The organism is Blastococcus saxobsidens DD2, from assembly GCF_000284015.1.
GTDB classification, from domain to species: domain Bacteria; phylum Actinomycetota; class Actinomycetes; order Mycobacteriales; family Geodermatophilaceae; genus Blastococcus; species Blastococcus saxobsidens_A.
In genome coordinates, this window is record NC_016943.1 from 499,316 (window position 1) to 516,324 (window position 17,009).

Sequence of the window (17,009 nt, forward strand, 5' to 3'; positions counted from 1 at the left end):
AGCTCGACGCGGCGCGGAGGACGGTCCTTCGTCAGTTGGCCGGCGGGGGCGTGACCGGCTCGGCCGGCGGTGCCGGTCCGTCCGCGGGCGGTGTCGCGGGCTCCGCGGGCGGCGCGGCGGGCGGTGGCGTGGAGCTGCCACGGTTGCGCCGACGGTCGTCGTCGCCGTCGGAGGACCGGTCGCCGATGGGCGGTGCGTCGACGCCCCGGCCCGCGTACCTGGGGTCGGCGGGCTGGAATGCCGCGGGGGCCTGCGCCGACAGGATCGGCAGCATCGCGTCGTGCCAGATGCTGGCCGGCTTGCCGCCGCCGTAGCCGCCGACGCTCTGGTTGTCCCGCGGGCGGAACACCATGACGCTCGCGGTGTACTCGGGGGTCGAGCCGACGAAGGTCACCGAGTCGTTGGCGTTCACCGTGCCGGTCTTGCCGGCGATCTGGTGACCGGGGATGTAGGCCCGCGAGCCGGTCTGCATCCGGTTCCCCGGCTCGACGTCCCTGCGCATCATCTGGTTCAGCGTGTGGGCGAGCCCGGGCTCGATGACCTGCTCGCACCGGTCACCCTTCACCACCGGCTCGCCGTCCTCACCGGTCAGCGGCTCACCGTTGGGCTTGGTGATCGAGAGGACCGGCGTCGGGACGCACCTGACCCCGCCGGCGGCGATCGTCGCGTAGGCGTTGGCCAGGTCCAGCGGGCTGACGCCGTCGGTCCCGAAGGCGAACGACGGGCGGTTCTCGTCGATGATCTGCTGGGCCGGGGTCTGGGTGACCGAGTAGTCGAAGTTCATGCCCAGCCGCTGCGCCATCTCGACGGCCGGCCGGATCGCGCCGAGCGCGTCCTCCAGCGCCAGGAAGTAGGTGTTGGAGGACATGTAGAGCGCCTGCGTCATCGTCAGCGTGTTCGGGTAGCGGCTGCCCACGTTGCCGATCTTGTACGGCTCGATCTTCCGGGTCTCCGGGTTGTACGACTCGTACACCCGGGAGGTGTAGGGCTCGGGCGTGGTGATGGTGTGGCTGGCCGGCAGCCCCCTCTCCATCGCCGCCGCGGCGACGAAGGTCTTGAAGGTCGACCCCGATCCCTTGGTCGGGATGGTCGCGAAGTTGATCGACTCGCAGCCGGCGGCGGGGTCGCCGCAGCCGAACCTGCGGTTCACGCTCATCGCGAGCACGTGCCCGGTGCCCGGCTCGATGGCGTCGAAGACCCCGACCACCGGGGCCCCCATGCCCACGGTGTTGAGCACCGCCTGGTCGCCGGCGGCCTGCATGTCCGGGCGGAGCGTGGTCTGGATGGTCAGCCCGCCCTTCTCCAGGTCGGCCTGGGTCAGCCCGAGGGTCCCGATCAGGTAGTCCTTGGCGTAGGCGCAGAAGAACCCGCCGATGGACGCGTCGATGCAGCCGTTCGGCGGCGCCAGACCCGGCGTGACCTGGACCGGCTGCGCGGTGTAGTCGGTCAGCTCCTGCGCGCTGATGTGGCCCAGGTCGTGCATCCGCTGCAGCACCTGGTTGCGCCGCTCCACGGCGTTCTCCGGGTTGCTGATGGGGTCGTCGGTGCCCGGGTTCTGCACCAGGCCGGCCAGCATCGCCGCCTGGGGGACGGTCAGGTCGGTGGCGTTCACGCTGAAGTACCGCTGGGCGGCGGCCTGGATGCCGTACGCGCCCTGCCCGAAGTACACGATGTTCAGGTACCGGGTGAGGATCTCGTCCTTGGAGTAGGTGTCCTCCAGGGCGAGCGCCAGGCGGGCCTCGCGGAGCTTGCGGCCCACCGTCTCGGCGTTGGCTGCCTCGCGCGCCTCCGGGGTCTTCGCCGTCTGCAGCAGGGTCTGCTTGACCAGCTGCTGGGTGAGGGTCGAGCCGCCCTCCCGGACCGAGCCGGCGGCGAGGTTCGTCATCAGCGCCCGCATGGTGCCCTGGACGTCCAGGCCGTTGTGGTCGTAGAAGCGGGAGTCCTCGATGTCGACCAGCGCCTGCTTCATCACGTCGGCGATCTGGTCCGAGGTCACCGGCGTGCGGTTGTGCTCGTAGAAGTTCGTGATGAGCGTGCCGTCGGCCGCCAGCAACCGGCTGGGGCCGGCCGGGGTCTCGTCGGTGAGCTCGACCGGGAGCGCATCGAGCAGCGAGACGGAGTTCCGTGCCACCAGGCCGGGGCCGCCGACCCAGGGCAGCAGGAGACCGGCCACGAGCGCACCGGCGACGACGATCGTCGCGGCGAGCTTGGCGAGCACACGGGAACGGAGGCGCGCGTTTTCCGACATCGCGGCCAGGGTACGTCGGTCCGGCTGGTCGCCGCCGCGCTCAGCCGCGGCGCGCGGGAAGGACTCGTGTCCTCGGCGTGCCGGTCGGCGTGTCGTCGTCGGCCCCGGTCAGCGCCTCGGCCATCCCCCGCAGCCCGTCCACGTCGTGGACGTCTCCCGCAGCCGCCGGCACCGTGCGCACCGCCACCTCGGGGTGGGCGCTGGTGAAGCGGTCGGCCAGGTGCTGCTCGCGCGCGGCCTGCTGCATGCGCTCGGCGTGCACCCGCAGCGCGGCGGCGGTCAGCGCCGCGGTCTCCCCGCCGGACTCGGCCACCTCCTCCGCGGCCCCTTCGGCGCGCGTGGCCGACAACGCGGTCGTCGCCGGGGGGTGGGTGCGGTTGAGCACCAGCCCGGCCAGCGGCATGCCCTCCGCCGACAGCCGGTCGACGAAGTAGGAGGCCTCCCGCAGGGCGTCGGGCTCCGGGGCGGCGACCACCACGAACCAGGTGCCGGGACGGCGGAGCAGCTCGAACGTGGCGGTCGCCCGCTCGCGGAAGCCGCCGAACATCGTGTCCAGGGCCGCGACGAAGGCGGAGATGTCCCGCAGCAGCTGGCCGCCGAGGATCTTGCTGATGATCCGGCTGAAGAACAGGAAGCCGGCGCTGGCGAACTTGAACCCGGTCCGGCTGGGCGCGGTGAGCAGCCGGATCATCGTGCCGTCGAGGAAGCGGCCCATCCGGTTCGGCGCGTCCAGGAAGTCCAGCGCGGACCGCGACGGCGGGGTGTCCACGATGATCAGGTCCCACTGGTCGCTGGCCCGCAGCTGGCCGAGCTTCTCCATCGCCATGTACTCCTGCGTCCCGGCGAAGGAGGAGGAGAGCGCCTGGTAGAAGGGGTTGTCCAGGATCTGCTGGGCGCGCTCTGGCGTGGAGTGAGCGGTGACGACGTCGTCGAACGTCCGCTTCATGTCCAGCATCATCGCGTGCAGTTCGCCGTCGATCCCGGGGACGTCGACCCGCCGCGGCTCGTTGTCCAGCTCCACCAGGCCGAGCGACTGCGCGAGCCGCCGCGCCGGGTCGATGGTGAGCACGACGACGCTCCGCCCGGCCTCCGCGGCGGCCAGCGCGAGCGCGGCCGACGTCGTCGTCTTGCCGACGCCGCCGGCGCCGCAGCAGACGACGATGCGGGTGGCCGGGTCGGCGATCAGCGCGTCGAGGTCCATCGCGGGCGCCTGCCGCCGACCCTGGGCCTCCGCGGGCGACGCGCTCACGCGGTGCCCCCGCTCGCTCCCGCGGAGCGCTCCGCTCCTCGCTCGTTCCTCGCTGCGATGCTCACGCCCCTGTCCGCTCGCCCCACCTCCGCGCGCAGGTGGTCCTCCAGGCGACCGGCCAGCTCGAACAGGCAGCCCACATCCATGGGACCCGGCAGCAACGGCAGCTCCACGGTGGGGCGACCGAGCGCGGTCACCTGGTCGCGCAGCGCATCCTGGGCGGTCCAGCGGCGGGCGTGCTCCACCACCTCGGCGGCCAGGGCGTCGGCGAGCGCCGCGCCTCCGGGCAGACCCGCCGCGGCGAGCGCGGGCGAGAGGTCGGCGCCGGAGAGCTCGCCGGCGGCCGCGCGGGAGAGGGCGTCGGCCGGCAGCACCGGCTCGGCGGCCATGTTCACGACGACGGAGCCGATGGGCAGTCCGGCCTTCTCCAGTTCCGCGATGGCGTCGGTGGTCTCCTGCACCGGCATGTCCTCGAGGATCGTCACCAGGTGCACCGCCGTCTGCGGGGAGCGGAGCACCGCCATGACGCCGTCGCTCTGGGTCTTGATGGGCCCGGACCGGGCCAGCTGCGACATCTCCCCGGTGACCCCGAGGAACCGGGTGATCCGCCCGGTGGGCGGGGCGTCGACGACCACGGCGTCGTAGACCTCCCGGCCATTCCGGCGCCGGGTCACCGCCTCCTTGATCTTGCCGGTGATCAGCACGTCACGAAGACCCGGCGCGATGGCGGTAGCGAAGTCGATGGCGCCCATCTTGCGCAGCGCCCGCCCGGCCCGCCGGAGGTTGTAGAACATGTCGAGGTAGTCCAGCAGGGCCTCCTCGACGTCGATGGCCAGGGCCTTCACCTCCCCACCGCCCCGGGCGACGGCGACGCGGCGCTCCTCGTAGGGCAGCGGGGGCGTGTCGAACAGCTGGGCGATGCCCTGCCGACCCTCGGTCTCCACCAGCAGCACCGACCGCCCGCCGGCGGCCAGCGCCAGGGCCAGGGCAGCGGCGACGGTGGTCTTCCCGGTGCCGCCCTTGCCGGTGACCACGTGCAGACGCGCAGGCGACAGGTCGGGGATCACGGCACCAGCGTAGGAGCAGGTGAGCGGGTCGGCCCGCGGCGGAGCCCGGGGGCGCGGGCGGCCGTGCCCCTCCTCCGCACCGGCTGCAGTAGCGTCGCGCCCATGAGCGAAGCCGCCCGCCAGAAGTGGGAATACGCGACCATCCCCCTGCTGGTCCACAACACCAAGGCGATCCTCGACTCCTGGGGCGTCGACGGGTGGGAGCTGGTGACCGTGCTCCCCGGCCCCGCCGGGGCCGAGCAGCTGGTCGCCTACCTCAAGCGCCCGGTATGACGGCGCCCGCGCAGAGCTGGCACGCCCGGCTCGCCGAGCTCGGCATCCGGCTGCCGGCGGTGGCCGCCCCGGTCGCCGCCTACGTCCCCGCGGTGCGCACCGGCTCCCTGGTGTTCACCTCCGGTCAGCTGCCCTTCGTCGACGGCGGGCTCCGCCGCACCGGCAAGGTCGGCGGCTCGGTCGACGTCGAGGCCGCTGCCGCCGACGCCAAGCTGTGCGCGCTCAACGCCCTCGCCGCCGTCGACGACCTCGTGGGGCTGGACTCGGTGGCCCGCATCGTGCGCGTGGTCGGCTACGTGGCCAGCGTGGAAGGCTTCACCGGCCAGCCGCGCGTGGTGAACGGGGCCAGCGAGCTGCTCGGGCGGATCTTCGGCGAGGCCGGCCAGCACGCCCGGAGCGCCGTCGGCGTGGCGGAGCTGCCCCTCGGGGCCCCGGTCGAGGTCGAGCTCACCGTCGAGCTCCGGCCATGACACCGCTGTCCTCCGGACAGCACCGCGGCCATGACACCGCTGCCCTCCGGTCAGCACCGCGCCCAGGTGCCGTCCCCTGCTGCGTGGAGCCCCTGCCCATGTCCCCAGCGGGAGGCCTCCGGCCCCCGCGCCGGGTCCACCGCTGACGGGGTGACGTCTGATGACACCGGCTGAACCGAAACAGGCCGCGACCGTCCTGCTGCTGCGCGACGGGAGGCCCGGGCTCGAGGTCTACCTGCTGCGCCGGACCAGAGGCATGCCCTTCGCCGGCGGGATGACCGCCTACCCCGGTGGCGGCGTCGACCCGCGGGACGGCGACACGGAGATCGGCTGGACCGGGCCGGCGCCCGACCAGTGGGCCGCCGCCTTCGGGTGCGGCGAGCGGACCGCCCGGGAACTCGTCTGCGCCGCGGTGCGGGAGACGTTCGAGGAAGCCGGCGTCCTGCTCGCCGGGCTGCCGGACGGTGCGGTCGTTCCGGACGTCTCCGGCGACGACTGGGAGGAGCAGCGGCAGGCGCTGCTGAGCCGCGAGCTGTCGCTGGCCGGGCTGCTGGCCGACCGTGGCCTGGTGCTCCGGTCGGACCTGCTGCGCCCCTTCGCGCACTGGATCACCCCGCCGGTCGAGCCACGGCGCTACGACACCAAGTTCTTCGCCGCCGCGCTGCCGGTCGGGCAGGAGGCGCGCGACGTGTCGGGCGAGGCGGACGAGGCCGCGTGGCTGAGCCCGGCCGCGGCGTTGGCCGAGCTGGAGACCGGCACCCGGCCGATGATGCCGCCGACGACACACACGCTCGGCCAGCTGACCGGGTTCCCCGACGTCGCCACCGCGCTCGCCGGGTCGCCCCCGCAGCCGGTGCAGCCGATCAGCCCGCGGTTCGAGGACACCCCCGACGGCCGCTGGGCGGTGCTGCCCGACGGCACCCGCATCCGCCTGGCCGTGCCATTACCTTCGTGATCCTCCGGATCACACCGCGGCCACGTGCCGTTCCCCGGCTGCACTGAGCCGCTGCGTCGCGCCTGCGCGGACCCCTCCGGGGCCCACTCGGCACGACCGAGCTCTCCTCACCTGAGGCAGTGAACGCGAGAGGGCCGGAACCGTCACGGTCCGGGCCTCTCGCGTTCGACGGTCGTGCCGACTACCTCGCCCTTCGGCGCAGGCGGTCTTCGTCGAGGACGACGACGGACTTGCCCTGCAGCTGGATCCACCCGCGGTGCACGAAATCGGCCAGCGCCTTGTTCACCGTCTCGCGCGAGGCGCCGACGAGCTGGGCCAGCTCCTCCTGGGTGAGGTCGTGCTTCACCCGGAGGCCGTCGGTGTCGCGGCTGCCGAAGCGGTCGGCCATCTGCAGCAGCGCCTTGGCCACGCGACCGGGGACGTCGGTGAAGATCAGGTCGGCGACGGAGTCGTTCGTGCGGCGCAGGCGGCGGGCCAGCACGCGCAGCAGCTGCTCACCGATCTCCGGGTGCGCCTCGATCCACGGCAGCAGCACCGACTGCGGCATGCGGGCCAGCTTCACGTCGGTGACCGCGGTGGCCGTCGCGGTGCGCGGACCCGGGTCGAAGACGGACAGCTCGCCGAACTGGTCGGACGGCCCCATGACCGCGAGCACGTTCTCCCGGCCGTCCGGCGACCGGCGGGACAGCTTGATCTTGCCGGTCATGACGATGTACAGGCTGTCGCCCGGCTCGCCCTCGTTGAAGATCACCCGACCCCGCGGCAGGTTGATCGTCTCGAGGCGGCTGAGAACGGGGTCCACCGCATCCTCGGAGAGCCCCTGGAAGAGCCCCGACTGAGCCAGCACCTCGTCCACTGCACGTCCTCTCACACTCTTCGCCGACACAGGGGTGCCCGTGTCGAAAGCGAGTCTAGGCGGCTGTGCAGTCGGTCACCCGTTCGGTGGTGATCTGCGTCCCTCGTCGGAGCGAGATCCGACCTCCCCGCAGGGAGCCGTCCTTCAGACCATCGGCGGGTTGTCGGAGCGGCGGGCGCTGTGCCGCCGTCGCCGCCAGCGGGACAGGGCGCGCCGGATCCCGGACGTCGCCAGGGTGTCGACCTCGCCGGGGGTGGCGGTGTTGAGGAACTCGCTGACCTCGCGCGCGGACGACGCCGGCCGGCGGAGGGGCTCCTCGACCCGTTCCATGACCAGCAGGAACGCGATGAGCAGCGGTGGGAAGAGGATGACACTGAGGGCGACCATCCCGACCTCCTCTGCGTCGTCGGCGGAACCGGGGGAGCGATCCGCCCTCAAGGATGGCACGGAAGGAGAAGGTCGGCAGGCCCGCATACCCTCGAGCGCGTGTCCGCACCCGCGTCCTCACCGGCCTACGCGCGCCCCGTCCGTGCCCGTCGCCCCACCCGCGCCGCGCTGACCGGAGCGTCGCCGTTCGATCCGGAGGAGACACCGCTGGCGCAGACCCGCCGGGCCCGCCGGATGGCCCGCGAGCTCGCCGTCATCCACGCCGATGCGCACTGCGAGCTCGACTTCACCAACGCCTTCGAGCTGCTGGTCGCCACGGTCCTGTCGGCGCAGACCACCGACAAGATGGTCAACAAGGTGACGCCCACGCTCTTCGCCCGGTACCCCGACGCGGTCGCCCTCGCGGGCGCCGACCGAGGGGAGCTGGAGACCATCCTGAAGCCCACGGGGTTCTTCCGGGCGAAGGCGAACTCCGTGCTCGGGCTCAGCCAGGTCCTGGTCGAGCGGTTCGACGGCGAGGTCCCGCGCCGGATGGCGGAGCTGGTCACGCTGCCGGGCGTGGGCCGCAAGACCGCCAACGTGGTGCTCGGCAACGCGTTCGGCGTGCCCGGGCTGACCGTCGACACCCACTTCGGCCGGCTGGTGCGCCGGTTCGGCTGGACGGCGGAGGAGGACCCGGTCAAGGTCGAGGCCGAGGTGGCGCGGCTGGTCCCGAAGAGGGAGTGGACCGACTTCAGCCACCGGGTGATCTTCCACGGGCGCCGGGTGTGCCATGCGAAGAAGGCGGCGTGCGGGGCGTGCGGCCTGGCGCAGTGGTGCCCCTCGTTCGGCATCGGCCCGGTCGATCCCGAGGTGGCCCTGACGCTCGTGAAGACACCCGTCGCCTCGGACACCGAGTGATGCGCCGATCGTTCGTCGCGCTCGCGGCGGCTCTCCTGCTGGCCGGCTGCACCGGCGAGCCGGCCGACGACGGCGGCCCGGCCGCCGCTCCCTCGACCGCGGTGGCGCCCCTCACCCCCTGCCCCGAGCAGCCCGAGGCCGCGGCGGTCGGGGCGCAGCGACTGCCGGCGCTGGTGTTCGAGTGCCCGGGGGGTGGCTCGCTCGACCTCGCTCGGGCACCGGGCGTGCCGATGGTGGTGAACCTGTGGGGGAGCTGGTGCCCGCCCTGCCGGGAGGAGATGCCGGTGCTGCAGGAGTTCGCCGAGCTGGCCGGGGACGACGTCAGGATGGTGGGCGTCATCAGCAAGGACGGGCTGCCGCAGGCGGCGTCATTCGCCGAGGACGCCGGCGTCACCTTCCCCAGCGCGTTCGACGGCGAGGGGGAGCTGATGGCCGAGCTCGGCCTGAACGCCCTGCCGTTCACCTACTTCGTCGACGCCGGAGGTGCCCTGGTGCACACCGAGGCCGGGCCGGTGGGCTCGCTGGACGAGCTCCGTGGCCTGGTGGCCCAGCACCTGGGCGTGCAGCTGTGAGCGCGCAGCCGGTGGCCGACGGGCTGCCCGACTACCTGCGTCGGCTGGTCGAGCGCGCCGGCGACCTGCCGCTGCGGCACCGGCGGCCGGAGGCGACGCGCACCGCGCGACGCTCCGCCGTCCTCATCCTCTTCGGCGAGGGCCCGCGCGGCCCCGACGTGCTGATCATCGAGAAGTCACCGCACCTGCGCAGCCACGCCGGCCAGCCCGCGTTCCCGGGAGGGGGCGCGGACGCGGGTGAGGACTACCCGGTCGGGACGGCGCTGCGCGAGGCCGAGGAGGAGGCGGGGATCGACCCCGACGGCGTGCGCGTCCTCGCCACGCTGCCGGAGCTGTTCCTCGGCCCGTCGGACAACCTCGTGGTGCCCGTCGTCGCGTGGTGGGACGACCCGCGGGACGTCACCGTCGGCGATCCCCAGGAGGTGGCCCGGGTCGCGCGCGTCCCGCTCGCCGACCTCGTCGACCCGGCGAACCGCTTCCGCATCCGGCACCCGACCGGCTTCATCGGCCCGGCGTTCGGCGTCGCCGACATGGTGGTGTGGGGGTTCACCGCCGGCCTGCTCGACGCGATCCTCGAGGCGGCCGGCCTCGCCCGCCCGTGGGACGCCTCCGACGTCCGCCCGCTGCGCGAGACCGGGGTGCGCCCGCCCCACCTGCCCGGCTCGCTGGGCGCCGGGGGGGCCGAGGACGCCGCCGCGCCGACGGTGGCCGATCCCGCGCCCGACGGCGCTCCGACGCGTACGGTCTGGCCCCGATGAGCGGTAGAAGGACCACCTCCTCCCCACCCCTCGCAGGCCCGGGACGGGGTCCGGGAGGCGGCCGGGGCCTCGGCAGGAAGACCGTTGCGGTCGCCGCTGCGCTGGTCATGCTGACCGGCTGCGGCAGCGAGGAGCCGGCTCCGGCGCCGGTTGCCGAGGGCCTGGGCGAGGTGACGGTGGCCGCCGACGGCGTCCAGGAGGTCACCGTCCAGACCAGGGACGACTACGAGTTCTACCCCGACCACTTCACCGTCGCCCCCGGCCGGGTGCGGCTGACCGTGGAGAACGTCGCCGACCAGATGACCCACAACCTCGAGTACACCGACGAGGAGCTGCCCGCTCCGATCGACGCCGGCGTCCCCTTCCTCGCCCCAGGGCAGGAGGAGACGATCGAGTTCGAGGTCCAGACGCCGGGCGACTACCCGTTCGCCTGCACCTTCCACCTCCAGCTGGGTCAGGTGGGCACGATGACGGTCAGCGGCCGATGACGACAGGTAGCGGATCGCGCCCGGAGTCGAGCGGGGGTATTGACGGGTGTCCGTCGTCGACGTCCTGCTGATCGTCCTGGCGTTGGTGTTCGCGCTGTCCGGCTTCCGGCAGGGCCTGCTCGTCTCGGCCACCTCGATCCTCGGCTTCCTGGGCGGCGCCGTCCTCGGTGCCCAGCTGTCGGGCCCGGTGGCCGACCGGATCGACGGATCGAGCGTGACCCGGGTGTTCGCCGCGCTCGTGGTGGTCCTCGCCGGGGCGCTGCTCGGCCAGATCCTGGCCGGTGCGGCCGGGCGGGCCGTGCGGTCCCGGGTCACCTGGGAGCCGGCCAAGATGGTCGACTCCGCCGCCGGGGCGGTGGCCTCGGCGGCGTCGGTCCTGCTGGTCGCGTGGATGGTCGCCTCACCGCTGGCCAGCTCCCCGTTCCCGCAGGTGGCCAGCCAGGTCCGGCAGTCGGCACTGGTGCAGGCCGTCGACGGGACGGTCCCCGACGGGGTTCGGACCGTCTACCAGAACCTCCGCGACGCGATCGACCGGCGCGGACTGCCCGACGTGCTCGACCCGCTCACGCCGACCGACGCCCGCGAGGTGCCGGCCCCGGACCCGGCGCTGGTGGACAGCACCGTGGTCGCCTCGGTCGAGGGCTCGGTGGTGCGGATCCGCGGCATCGCGCCGACCTGCTCGCGGCAGGTCGACGGCTCCGGCTTCGTGTACGCCCCCGAGCGGGTCATGACCAACGCGCACGTGCTGGCCGGCGTCACCGAACCGGTGGTGGTCGCCGAGGGCGAGGAGTACGACGCGGTGCCGGTGTTCGTCGACGAGGCCGTCGACGTCGCGGTCCTGGCGGTCCCGGGCCTGCCGCAGGTGCCGCTGACCTTCACCGCGGCGGCCGCCGACACGGGGGACGACGCGCTGATCATGGGATACCCGGGCGGCGGACCGCTGTACGTCGGGCCCGCCCGCGTCCGCGACCGCGGGGAGATCAGCGGGCCGGACTTCCGGAACACCGGGACCGTGGTCCGGGACGTCTACGCACTCTTCGGTCAGGTCCGCGCCGGGAACTCCGGGGGCCCGCTGTTCGCCCCCGACGGCAGCGTTCTCGGGGTGGTGTTCGCCTCGGCGATCGACGACCCGGAGACCGGGTACGCGCTCACCGGCCCCCAGGTGGCCGAGGCGGCCACGGCGGGCAGCCGGGCGCTCGCGGAGGTCAGCACCGGCACCTGCGAATGACCTGGATGAATCCGCGAAGCGCATTCATCCAGGTCGGGCCGGAGGCCCCGTCCCCGGGTGCCTGCCAGTCCGGCGTAGCCGGTCGATGACCCCGCCGGAGGCGCGTTCGCGATTCGCCAGAGGTCAGCGCAGCTGCGAGATGATTGCCTTGCTCACCTCGTCGGCGGCCTCCTCCTGCGGGAAGTGGCCGACGTCGGGGAGCTCCCGCCACTCGTAGGCACCCGCGACGTACCGGCCCGACCCGCGGGCGGTCTCCGGCAGCACGCAGGGGTCCAGCGCGCCGTGCAGCTGCAGGGTGGGCGCGGTGATCGGCGCGGCCATCCGGCGGGCGTAGCGCAGGCCGTCGGGTCGCAGCTGCGACCGGCCGGCCCAGCGGTAGTACTCCATCGCGCCGTACGCGGCCTGCGGGATGCGGGCCGCGGCGCGGTACCGGTCCACGGCGGCGGCGAAGTCCGCCGTACGGGACCACTCCGGCCCCGCCCAGCGCTGCATCAGGTCGGCCACCGGGTCGTCGTCGAGGCGGGTCAGCCGGCGTTCGGGGAGCCGCGGTACCTGGAAGCCGAGGGCGTACCGCAGCGCGCGGCGCTGGCGGCGGTCGGTCAGCCCGGCGCGCAGCAGCCGCGGATGGGCCATCGAGACGACGACCAGCCGGCGCACCACCCGGGGCTGCAGCGCGGCCACCGTCCAGCCCAGCAGGCCGCCCCAGTCGTGGCCGACCACCACGGCGTCCCGCTCACCCAGGGCCCGCACCAGTGCGGCGACGTCGGCGGAGAGGGTGGGGAGGTCGTAGCCGCGGGGCGGCTTGTCGCTGGCGCCGTAGCCGCGCAGGTCGGGGGCGACGGCGCGGAACCCGGCGTCGGCGAGGGCGGTCAGCTGCGACCGCCAGGTCCACCAGAACTGGGGAAAGCCGTGCAGCAGCAGGACCAGCGGTCCCTCCCCGGCCTCGGCTGCGTGCAGCCGCACCCCGTTGGCCGAGATGTCGCGGTGGGTCCACGGCCCGGGGAGCAGGACGCTGGTGGCGTCGGGACGGCCGTCCGGAGGGACGGTCATCGGCCTCAGACCCGGTACGACTCGTTGCCGCGCAGCTCCACCTTGCCGCCGCTCACCACGGGGACCTCGCGCCGCCGGGTGCCCGGCGCCTCGCGGTGCATCACCTCGGGCAGCTCCTTGAGCGACTCGATCGTCCGCTCGGGCTTCTCGATCTTCTTGATCATCTTCTTGCCGACGAGTGCGGCGACGCCGGCCAGCGCGATGAGCAGGAGGAAGACGATGGCGTAGGCGATCCACCGGATCAGCCCGAGCCAGGTGAGGAACTCGGCCAGGGCGATGAAGAAGAAGATCCCCGCGAAGGCGGCGAACACGCCGGCCGCGGCGAACGAGGCGGCGCCGATGCCGCCCTTCTTCGCCGAGGCGCCGACCTCCGCCTTGGCCAGCTCGATCTCGTTGCGGATCAACGTGGAGACGTCGGCCATCGCGCTCTGCACGAGCGTGCCGATCGAGGGCTCGACGGCCGGGCCGGCTCCGTCGGTGCGGATCTGCGACACACTGTGGGCCACGGGTGGCTCCTCCTTCGGTCCAACGCTGCTGGTCAGGACGATCGTGCCCCATGAGCGCCGGCACCGCGTCCCGATGCCGTCGGACGGGGCGGAGGCATAGGAAGCTCTACCTATGGCTCGGGGGTCCGAGACGTAGGTAAAGCCTCCTATGCCTGGTGGGGTCAGTCCTCCGCGGGCGCGGCGGGCAGCTTGTCCTTGATCATGTTCATGACCGAGGAGTCGGTGAGCGTGGTGACGTCGCCCAGCTCGCGGTTCTCGGCGATGTCCCGCAGCAGCCGGCGCATGATCTTGCCCGACCGCGTCTTCGGCAGCTCCTGCACCACCATGATCTGGCGGGGCTTGGCGATCGGGCCGATGTCGCGGGCGACGTGGGTGCGCAGCGTCTGCACCAGCTCGTCCCCGGAGTCCGTTCCGCTCTCGCGGAGGATCACGAAGGCGACGATGCCCTGGCCGGTGGTCGGGTCGGTGGCGCCCACGACCGCCGCCTCCGCCACCGCCGGGTGCCCGACGAGGGAGGACTCCACCTCGGTGGTCGAGATGCGGTGGCCGGACACGTTCATGACGTCGTCGACCCGGCCGAGCAACCAGATGTGGCCGTCGGCGTCCTTCTTCGCGCCGTCCCCGGCGAAGTAGGTGTTCTTCCCGAACCGCGACCAGTAGGTGTCGACGTAGCGGTCGTCGTCGCCCCAGATGGTGCGCAGCATCGACGGCCACGGCTCGGTGAGCACCAGGAGCCCGGTGGAGTCGTTCTCCAGCTCCTTGCCCTCGTCGTCGACCACCTTGGCGGAGATGCCGGGGAAAGGCCGCTGGGCCGAGCCGGGGACCAGGGTCGTGACCCCGGGTAGCGGGTTGATCATGTGGCCGCCGGTCTCGGTCTGCCACCAGGTGTCGACGATCGGGCACCGTCCGCCGCCGACGTTCCGGTGGTACCAGAGCCAGGCCTCGGGGTTGATCGGCTCGCCGACCGAGCCGAGCAGGCGCAGCGTCGACAAATCGAAGCCCGCCGGGATCTCGTCGCCCCACTTCATGAAGGTGCGGATGACCGTCGGTGCGGTGTACAGGATCGTCACGCCGTACTTCTGGATCAGCTCGAACCAGCGGCCGCGGTGCGGTGTCTCCGGCGTCCCCTCGTACATGACAGACGTCGCCCGGTTGGAGAGCGGTCCGTAGACGATGTAGCTGTGGCCGGTCACCCAGCCCACGTCGGCGGCGGTCCAGAAGACGTCGGTGTCGGCCTTGAGGTCGAAGCTCGCCCAGTGGGTGAAGCTGACCTGGGCCAGGTACCCGCCGCTGGTGTGCAGGATCCCCTTGGGCTTCGCCGTCGTGCCCGAGGTGTACATGATGTAGAGCGGGTGCTCGGCGTCGAAGGACTGCGCCTCGTGCTCGGTGGACTGGCGGTCGACGACGTCGTGCCACCACAGGTCGCGGCTGTCATCCCAGTCGACGTCCTGCTCGGTGCGCTGGACGACCAGGACCTTCCGGACGCCCTCGGTGCGGGACACCGCCTCGTCGACGGCGGGCTTGAGCGCGCTGGGCGCCCCCCGCCGGTAACCGCCGTCGGAGGTGATGACGACCTGCGCACCGGCGTCGGTGATCCGGCTGGCCAGGGCGTCGGCGGAGAAGCCGCCGAAGACCACCATGTGGACGGCGCCGATGCGGGCGCAGGCCAGCATCGAGATGACGGCCTCGGGGATCATCGGCAGGTAGATCGCCACGCGGTCACCGGCCTGGACGCCCATCTCGGTGAGGGCGTTGGCGGCCTTGCAGACCTCGTCCTTCAGCTGGGCGTAGGTGATCGTCCGGGTGTCGCCCGGCTCGCCCTCCCAGTGATAGGCGACCTGGTCGCCGTGGCCGGCCTCGACGTGCCGGTCGACGCAGTTGTAGGCGACGTTCAGCGTGCCGCCGAGGAACCACTTGGCGAAGGGCGGGTTGCTCCAGTCCAGGACCGTGTCCCACTTCTGCGTCCAGGTGAGCCGCTCCGCTGCCGACGCCCAGAACCCCAGCCGGTCGCGCGCGGCCTCCTCGTAGGCGTCCGGCCCGAGGTTGGCCTGCGCCGCCAGGTCCTCCGGCGGGGCGAAGGTGGGGCCGTCGACCTGGGGCGTCTCGCTCATGGGTCCTCCCGAGTCCTGCGTCGCCTGGTACGCGACGGTGCAGCGTGGTCCAGGACACACCGTATGGCCCCGGGGCGTCCGGCGTCTTCCCCGCGCACCGTCGGCCGGGACCGCTGCAGCAGACTGGGTCCGTGACGGCCCCGCAGGCGGAGGTGGTGGCGCGCATCCCCGGCGCCGCCGCCTTCGGGCTGGTGCCGTCGCCGGGGACCCTCCCGGTCCCGGCCGAGCGGCTGGCCGACGCGCGATGGCTGGCGGAGCTCCTGGCCACCCGCACTCCCCGGGCGGGCGCCGCGCGGGTGCACGCCACGGTGTGGTGGTACTCGGCGTCGGCCGTGGTCCTGGCGCCGGTGCTGGCGGGGCTGGCCGCGGGTCGTCCGCTGTCGGCGCGACCGGCCGACACCACCGTCTTCCTCGGCCGCGGTGGGCTGCCGGTCGCCGCGGTGTCCGCGGTCGCCGGTGGCGATCCGGCCGACGGCCTGCGGGAGTGCCTGTCGGCGGTGGTCCCGGCGCTGGCCGCGGCCGCCCGCATGCGGCCACGGCCGCTCTGGGCGATCGCCAGCGACTCGCTGGCCAACGGGCTCCTGACCCTCGGGCGGGCGCTCGGTGACACCGGGGCGGTCACCGCGCTGGCCAGGCCGCTGGCCGCGGCAGTGGGCGCCCCGCTGCCGGCTCCGCGCTACGTCGACGTCGCCGGCACGCGGTTCACCGCCCGCGCGTCGTGCTGCCTGATCGACCGGCTGCCGCAGGGGGCGACCTGCCTGTCCTGCCCGCGCCGGCCACCGGCCGAGCGACGGAGGCTGCTGGAGGACGCCGCCGCCCGGTCCTGGGGCCCGGGTCCGGCGCCTCGCCCTCCGGGATCCGCCGGGAGATGATCGGCGCAAGCCGGTGACGACAGAGGAGGTCGGTCATGCCTGTGATGCCTGCCGCGTTTTTCGGCCACGGCAACCCGATGAACGCGCTGGAGAAGAACCGGTACACCGCGGCCTGGCAGGCCTTCGGCCGGTCGGTGCCGCGCCCACGGGCGATCCTCGTCGTCTCGGCGCACTGGTACGTGCAGGCCACCGCGGTGACCGCCATGCCGAGGCCGCGCACGATCCACGACTTCTTCGGGTTCCCGCGCGAGCTGTTCGACGTCCGCTACGAGCCGCCGGGACTGCCGGGGTTGTACGAGGAGATCGCCGACATCGTGCACCCGACGTGGGTGGGCGCCGACCTGGACAGCTGGGGGATCGACCACGGCACCTGGTCGGTGCTGAGGCACGCCTTCCCCGACGCGGACATCCCCGTGGTGCAGTTGTCGATCAACGCGCTCAAGCCGTTCGACTACCACCTGCAGCTGGGCGCGGCCCTGGCGCCGCTGCGCGAGGACGGCGTGCTGGTGATCGGCAGCGGGAACGTCGTCCACAACCTCGGGGGCGTCAGCCGTGCCCTCCCCGATGCCGGCTTCGACTGGGCGCAGCGGTTCGACGAGGACGCCAAGGAGCGGATGCTCACCGACCCCGCGGAGATCGGCCGGCTGGACGGGCACCGCGATTTCGACCTCGCCGTCCCGACCCCGGACCACTTCCTGCCGCTGCTCTACGTCGCGGGGGTCGCCGGCGCCACCGACGCCCCGGTGGACGTGCTCGTCGACGGCTACGCGTACGGCTCGCTGTCGATGACCGCCTACACCGTCGGCATGGACGCCCCCGAGGTCTCGGGTTCCGGCATCGCGGCGGCGCTGCCCGACGGACCCCCGCCGGATGGCGCCAACATCTGAGGAGCTCACGACTACTCGGGTGACCCATCACAGTCGGTGAGAACACCCCGGAGGGAATCGCGGACGTCGTCACCGGTACCTGTGTCGCGTCGTTACGGCTGGGCAGTGATGTCGCGCACGCCCTGAGGCCGG

At 73.2% G+C, this 17,009-nt stretch carries 18 protein-coding genes; 10 read left to right on the top strand and 8 right to left on the bottom strand.

Translation table 11 applies throughout. The features are described from left to right. Nucleotides 1-31 precede the first annotated feature (31 nt). The 3 genes from BLASA_RS02305 to BLASA_RS02315 are packed head-to-tail and all read right to left on the bottom strand — an operon-like array spanning nt 32 to nt 4,564. The gene (locus tag BLASA_RS02305; protein ID WP_041775563.1) at nt 32-2,248 is read right to left on the bottom strand and encodes a transglycosylase domain-containing protein; all 2,217 of its coding nucleotides are present in this window, start codon (nt 2,246-2,248) and stop codon (nt 32-34) included. Between the two features lie 40 nt (nt 2,249-2,288). Continuing rightward, nucleotides 2,289-3,497 (bottom strand): ArsA family ATPase, encoded by a 1,209-nt coding sequence (locus BLASA_RS02310; RefSeq protein ID WP_014374388.1) that lies wholly within the window; start codon nt 3,495-3,497, stop codon nt 2,289-2,291. Then, nucleotides 3,494-4,564, bottom strand: coding sequence for an ArsA-related P-loop ATPase (locus BLASA_RS02315; protein ID WP_014374389.1), 1,071 nt, complete (start codon nt 4,562-4,564; stop codon nt 3,494-3,496). The genes BLASA_RS02310 and BLASA_RS02315 overlap by 4 nt, the downstream gene beginning before the upstream one ends. Before the next feature lie 102 nt (nt 4,565-4,666). On the opposite strand from BLASA_RS02315, the gene BLASA_RS24495 reads away from it, so the two are divergent. The 3 genes from BLASA_RS24495 (at nt 4,667) to BLASA_RS02325 (ending at nt 6,262) form a co-directional block, all read left to right on the top strand. Continuing rightward, nucleotides 4,667-4,837 (top strand): hypothetical protein, encoded by a 171-nt coding sequence (locus tag BLASA_RS24495; RefSeq protein ID WP_014374390.1) that lies wholly within the window; start codon nt 4,667-4,669, stop codon nt 4,835-4,837. Further along, complete coding sequence (locus tag BLASA_RS02320) at nt 4,834-5,307, top strand: RidA family protein (protein WP_014374391.1); 474 nt, start codon at nt 4,834-4,836, stop codon at nt 5,305-5,307. The genes BLASA_RS24495 and BLASA_RS02320 overlap by 4 nt, the downstream gene beginning before the upstream one ends. Before the next feature lie 160 nt (nt 5,308-5,467). Beyond that, nucleotides 5,468-6,262 carry an NUDIX hydrolase gene (locus BLASA_RS02325; RefSeq protein ID WP_014374392.1) on the top strand — a complete coding sequence of 265 codons (795 nt, stop codon included), beginning with the start codon at nt 5,468-5,470 and terminating at the stop codon, nt 6,260-6,262. A gap of 181 nt (nt 6,263-6,443) precedes the next feature. Here BLASA_RS02325 and BLASA_RS02330 read toward each other — a convergent pair whose 3' ends face one another. Then, the gene (locus BLASA_RS02330) at nt 6,444-7,118 is read right to left on the bottom strand and encodes a Crp/Fnr family transcriptional regulator (RefSeq protein ID WP_014374393.1); all 675 of its coding nucleotides are present in this window, start codon (nt 7,116-7,118) and stop codon (nt 6,444-6,446) included. A 144-nt stretch (nt 7,119-7,262) separates the two neighbouring features. Beyond that, nucleotides 7,263-7,505: a hypothetical protein gene (locus tag BLASA_RS02335; RefSeq protein ID WP_014374394.1), complete on the bottom strand. Its 243-nt coding sequence runs from the start codon at nt 7,503-7,505 to the stop codon at nt 7,263-7,265. A 99-nt stretch (nt 7,506-7,604) separates the two neighbouring features. On the opposite strand from BLASA_RS02335, the gene nth reads away from it, so the two are divergent. The 5 genes from nth to BLASA_RS02360 all read left to right on the top strand — a co-directional run bounded on the left by nth (nt 7,605) and on the right by BLASA_RS02360 (nt 11,451). Next, nucleotides 7,605-8,405 carry an endonuclease III gene (gene nth, locus BLASA_RS02340; protein ID WP_014374395.1) on the top strand — a complete coding sequence of 267 codons (801 nt, stop codon included), beginning with the start codon at nt 7,605-7,607 and terminating at the stop codon, nt 8,403-8,405. Beyond that, nucleotides 8,405-8,977, top strand: a complete 573-nt coding sequence (locus BLASA_RS02345; protein ID WP_014374396.1) for a TlpA family protein disulfide reductase — start codon at nt 8,405-8,407, stop codon at nt 8,975-8,977. Before nth ends, BLASA_RS02345 begins: the two co-directional genes overlap by 1 nt. Further along, on the top strand, nt 8,974-9,735 hold the full coding sequence (locus tag BLASA_RS02350) for an NUDIX hydrolase (RefSeq protein ID WP_014374397.1): 762 nt from the start codon (nt 8,974-8,976) through the stop codon (nt 9,733-9,735). Before BLASA_RS02345 ends, BLASA_RS02350 begins: the two co-directional genes overlap by 4 nt. A gap of 107 nt (nt 9,736-9,842) precedes the next feature. Further along, nucleotides 9,843-10,223, top strand: coding sequence for a cupredoxin domain-containing protein (locus BLASA_RS02355; RefSeq protein WP_014374398.1), 381 nt, complete (start codon nt 9,843-9,845; stop codon nt 10,221-10,223). A 46-nt stretch (nt 10,224-10,269) separates the two neighbouring features. After that, nucleotides 10,270-11,451 carry a MarP family serine protease gene (locus tag BLASA_RS02360; protein WP_014374399.1) on the top strand — a complete coding sequence of 394 codons (1,182 nt, stop codon included), beginning with the start codon at nt 10,270-10,272 and terminating at the stop codon, nt 11,449-11,451. 123 nt (nt 11,452-11,574) lie between these two features. Here the strand turns inward: BLASA_RS02360 and BLASA_RS02365 are convergent, their stop codons facing one another. The 3 genes from BLASA_RS02365 to acs all read right to left on the bottom strand — a co-directional run bounded on the left by BLASA_RS02365 (nt 11,575) and on the right by acs (nt 15,118). After that, nucleotides 11,575-12,501, bottom strand: a complete 927-nt coding sequence (locus tag BLASA_RS02365; protein ID WP_014374400.1) for an alpha/beta fold hydrolase — start codon at nt 12,499-12,501, stop codon at nt 11,575-11,577. A gap of 5 nt (nt 12,502-12,506) precedes the next feature. Continuing rightward, nucleotides 12,507-13,007: a phage holin family protein gene (locus BLASA_RS02370; protein WP_014374401.1), complete on the bottom strand. Its 501-nt coding sequence runs from the start codon at nt 13,005-13,007 to the stop codon at nt 12,507-12,509. Between the two features lie 161 nt (nt 13,008-13,168). Then, nucleotides 13,169-15,118: an acetate--CoA ligase gene (acs, locus tag BLASA_RS02375; RefSeq protein ID WP_014374402.1), complete on the bottom strand. Its 1,950-nt coding sequence runs from the start codon at nt 15,116-15,118 to the stop codon at nt 13,169-13,171. Between the two features lie 131 nt (nt 15,119-15,249). On the opposite strand from acs, the gene BLASA_RS02380 reads away from it, so the two are divergent. Both BLASA_RS02380 and ygiD read left to right on the top strand, forming a co-directional pair. Further along, on the top strand, nt 15,250-15,990 hold the full coding sequence (locus tag BLASA_RS02380) for a (2Fe-2S)-binding protein (protein WP_014374403.1): 741 nt from the start codon (nt 15,250-15,252) through the stop codon (nt 15,988-15,990). Nucleotides 15,991-16,025: 35 nt separating this feature from the next. Continuing rightward, nucleotides 16,026-16,877 carry a 4,5-DOPA dioxygenase extradiol gene (ygiD, locus tag BLASA_RS02385; RefSeq protein ID WP_014374404.1) on the top strand — a complete coding sequence of 284 codons (852 nt, stop codon included), beginning with the start codon at nt 16,026-16,028 and terminating at the stop codon, nt 16,875-16,877. Nucleotides 16,878-17,009 lie beyond the last annotated feature (132 nt).

Bases quoted from the DNA above. Each gene is read 5' to 3' on its own strand.
- BLASA_RS02305 (WP_041775563.1), bottom strand. From the start codon at position 2,248: ATGTCGGAAAACGCGCGCCTCCGTTCCCGTGTGCTCGCCAAGCTCGCC.
- BLASA_RS24495 (WP_014374390.1), top strand. From the start codon at position 4,667: ATGAGCGAAGCCGCCCGCCAGAAGTGGGAATACGCGACCATCCCCCTG.
- BLASA_RS02320 (WP_014374391.1), top strand. From the start codon at position 4,834: ATGACGGCGCCCGCGCAGAGCTGGCACGCCCGGCTCGCCGAGCTCGGC.
- BLASA_RS02325 (WP_014374392.1), top strand. From the start codon at position 5,468: ATGACACCGGCTGAACCGAAACAGGCCGCGACCGTCCTGCTGCTGCGC.
- BLASA_RS02335 (WP_014374394.1), bottom strand. From the start codon at position 7,505: ATGGTCGCCCTCAGTGTCATCCTCTTCCCACCGCTGCTCATCGCGTTC.
- BLASA_RS02345 (WP_014374396.1), top strand. From the start codon at position 8,405: ATGCGCCGATCGTTCGTCGCGCTCGCGGCGGCTCTCCTGCTGGCCGGC.
- BLASA_RS02355 (WP_014374398.1), top strand. From the start codon at position 9,843: ATGCTGACCGGCTGCGGCAGCGAGGAGCCGGCTCCGGCGCCGGTTGCC.
- BLASA_RS02365 (WP_014374400.1), bottom strand. From the start codon at position 12,501: ATGACCGTCCCTCCGGACGGCCGTCCCGACGCCACCAGCGTCCTGCTC.
- acs (WP_014374402.1), bottom strand. From the start codon at position 15,118: ATGAGCGAGACGCCCCAGGTCGACGGCCCCACCTTCGCCCCGCCGGAG.
- ygiD (WP_014374404.1), top strand. From the start codon at position 16,026: ATGCCTGTGATGCCTGCCGCGTTTTTCGGCCACGGCAACCCGATGAAC.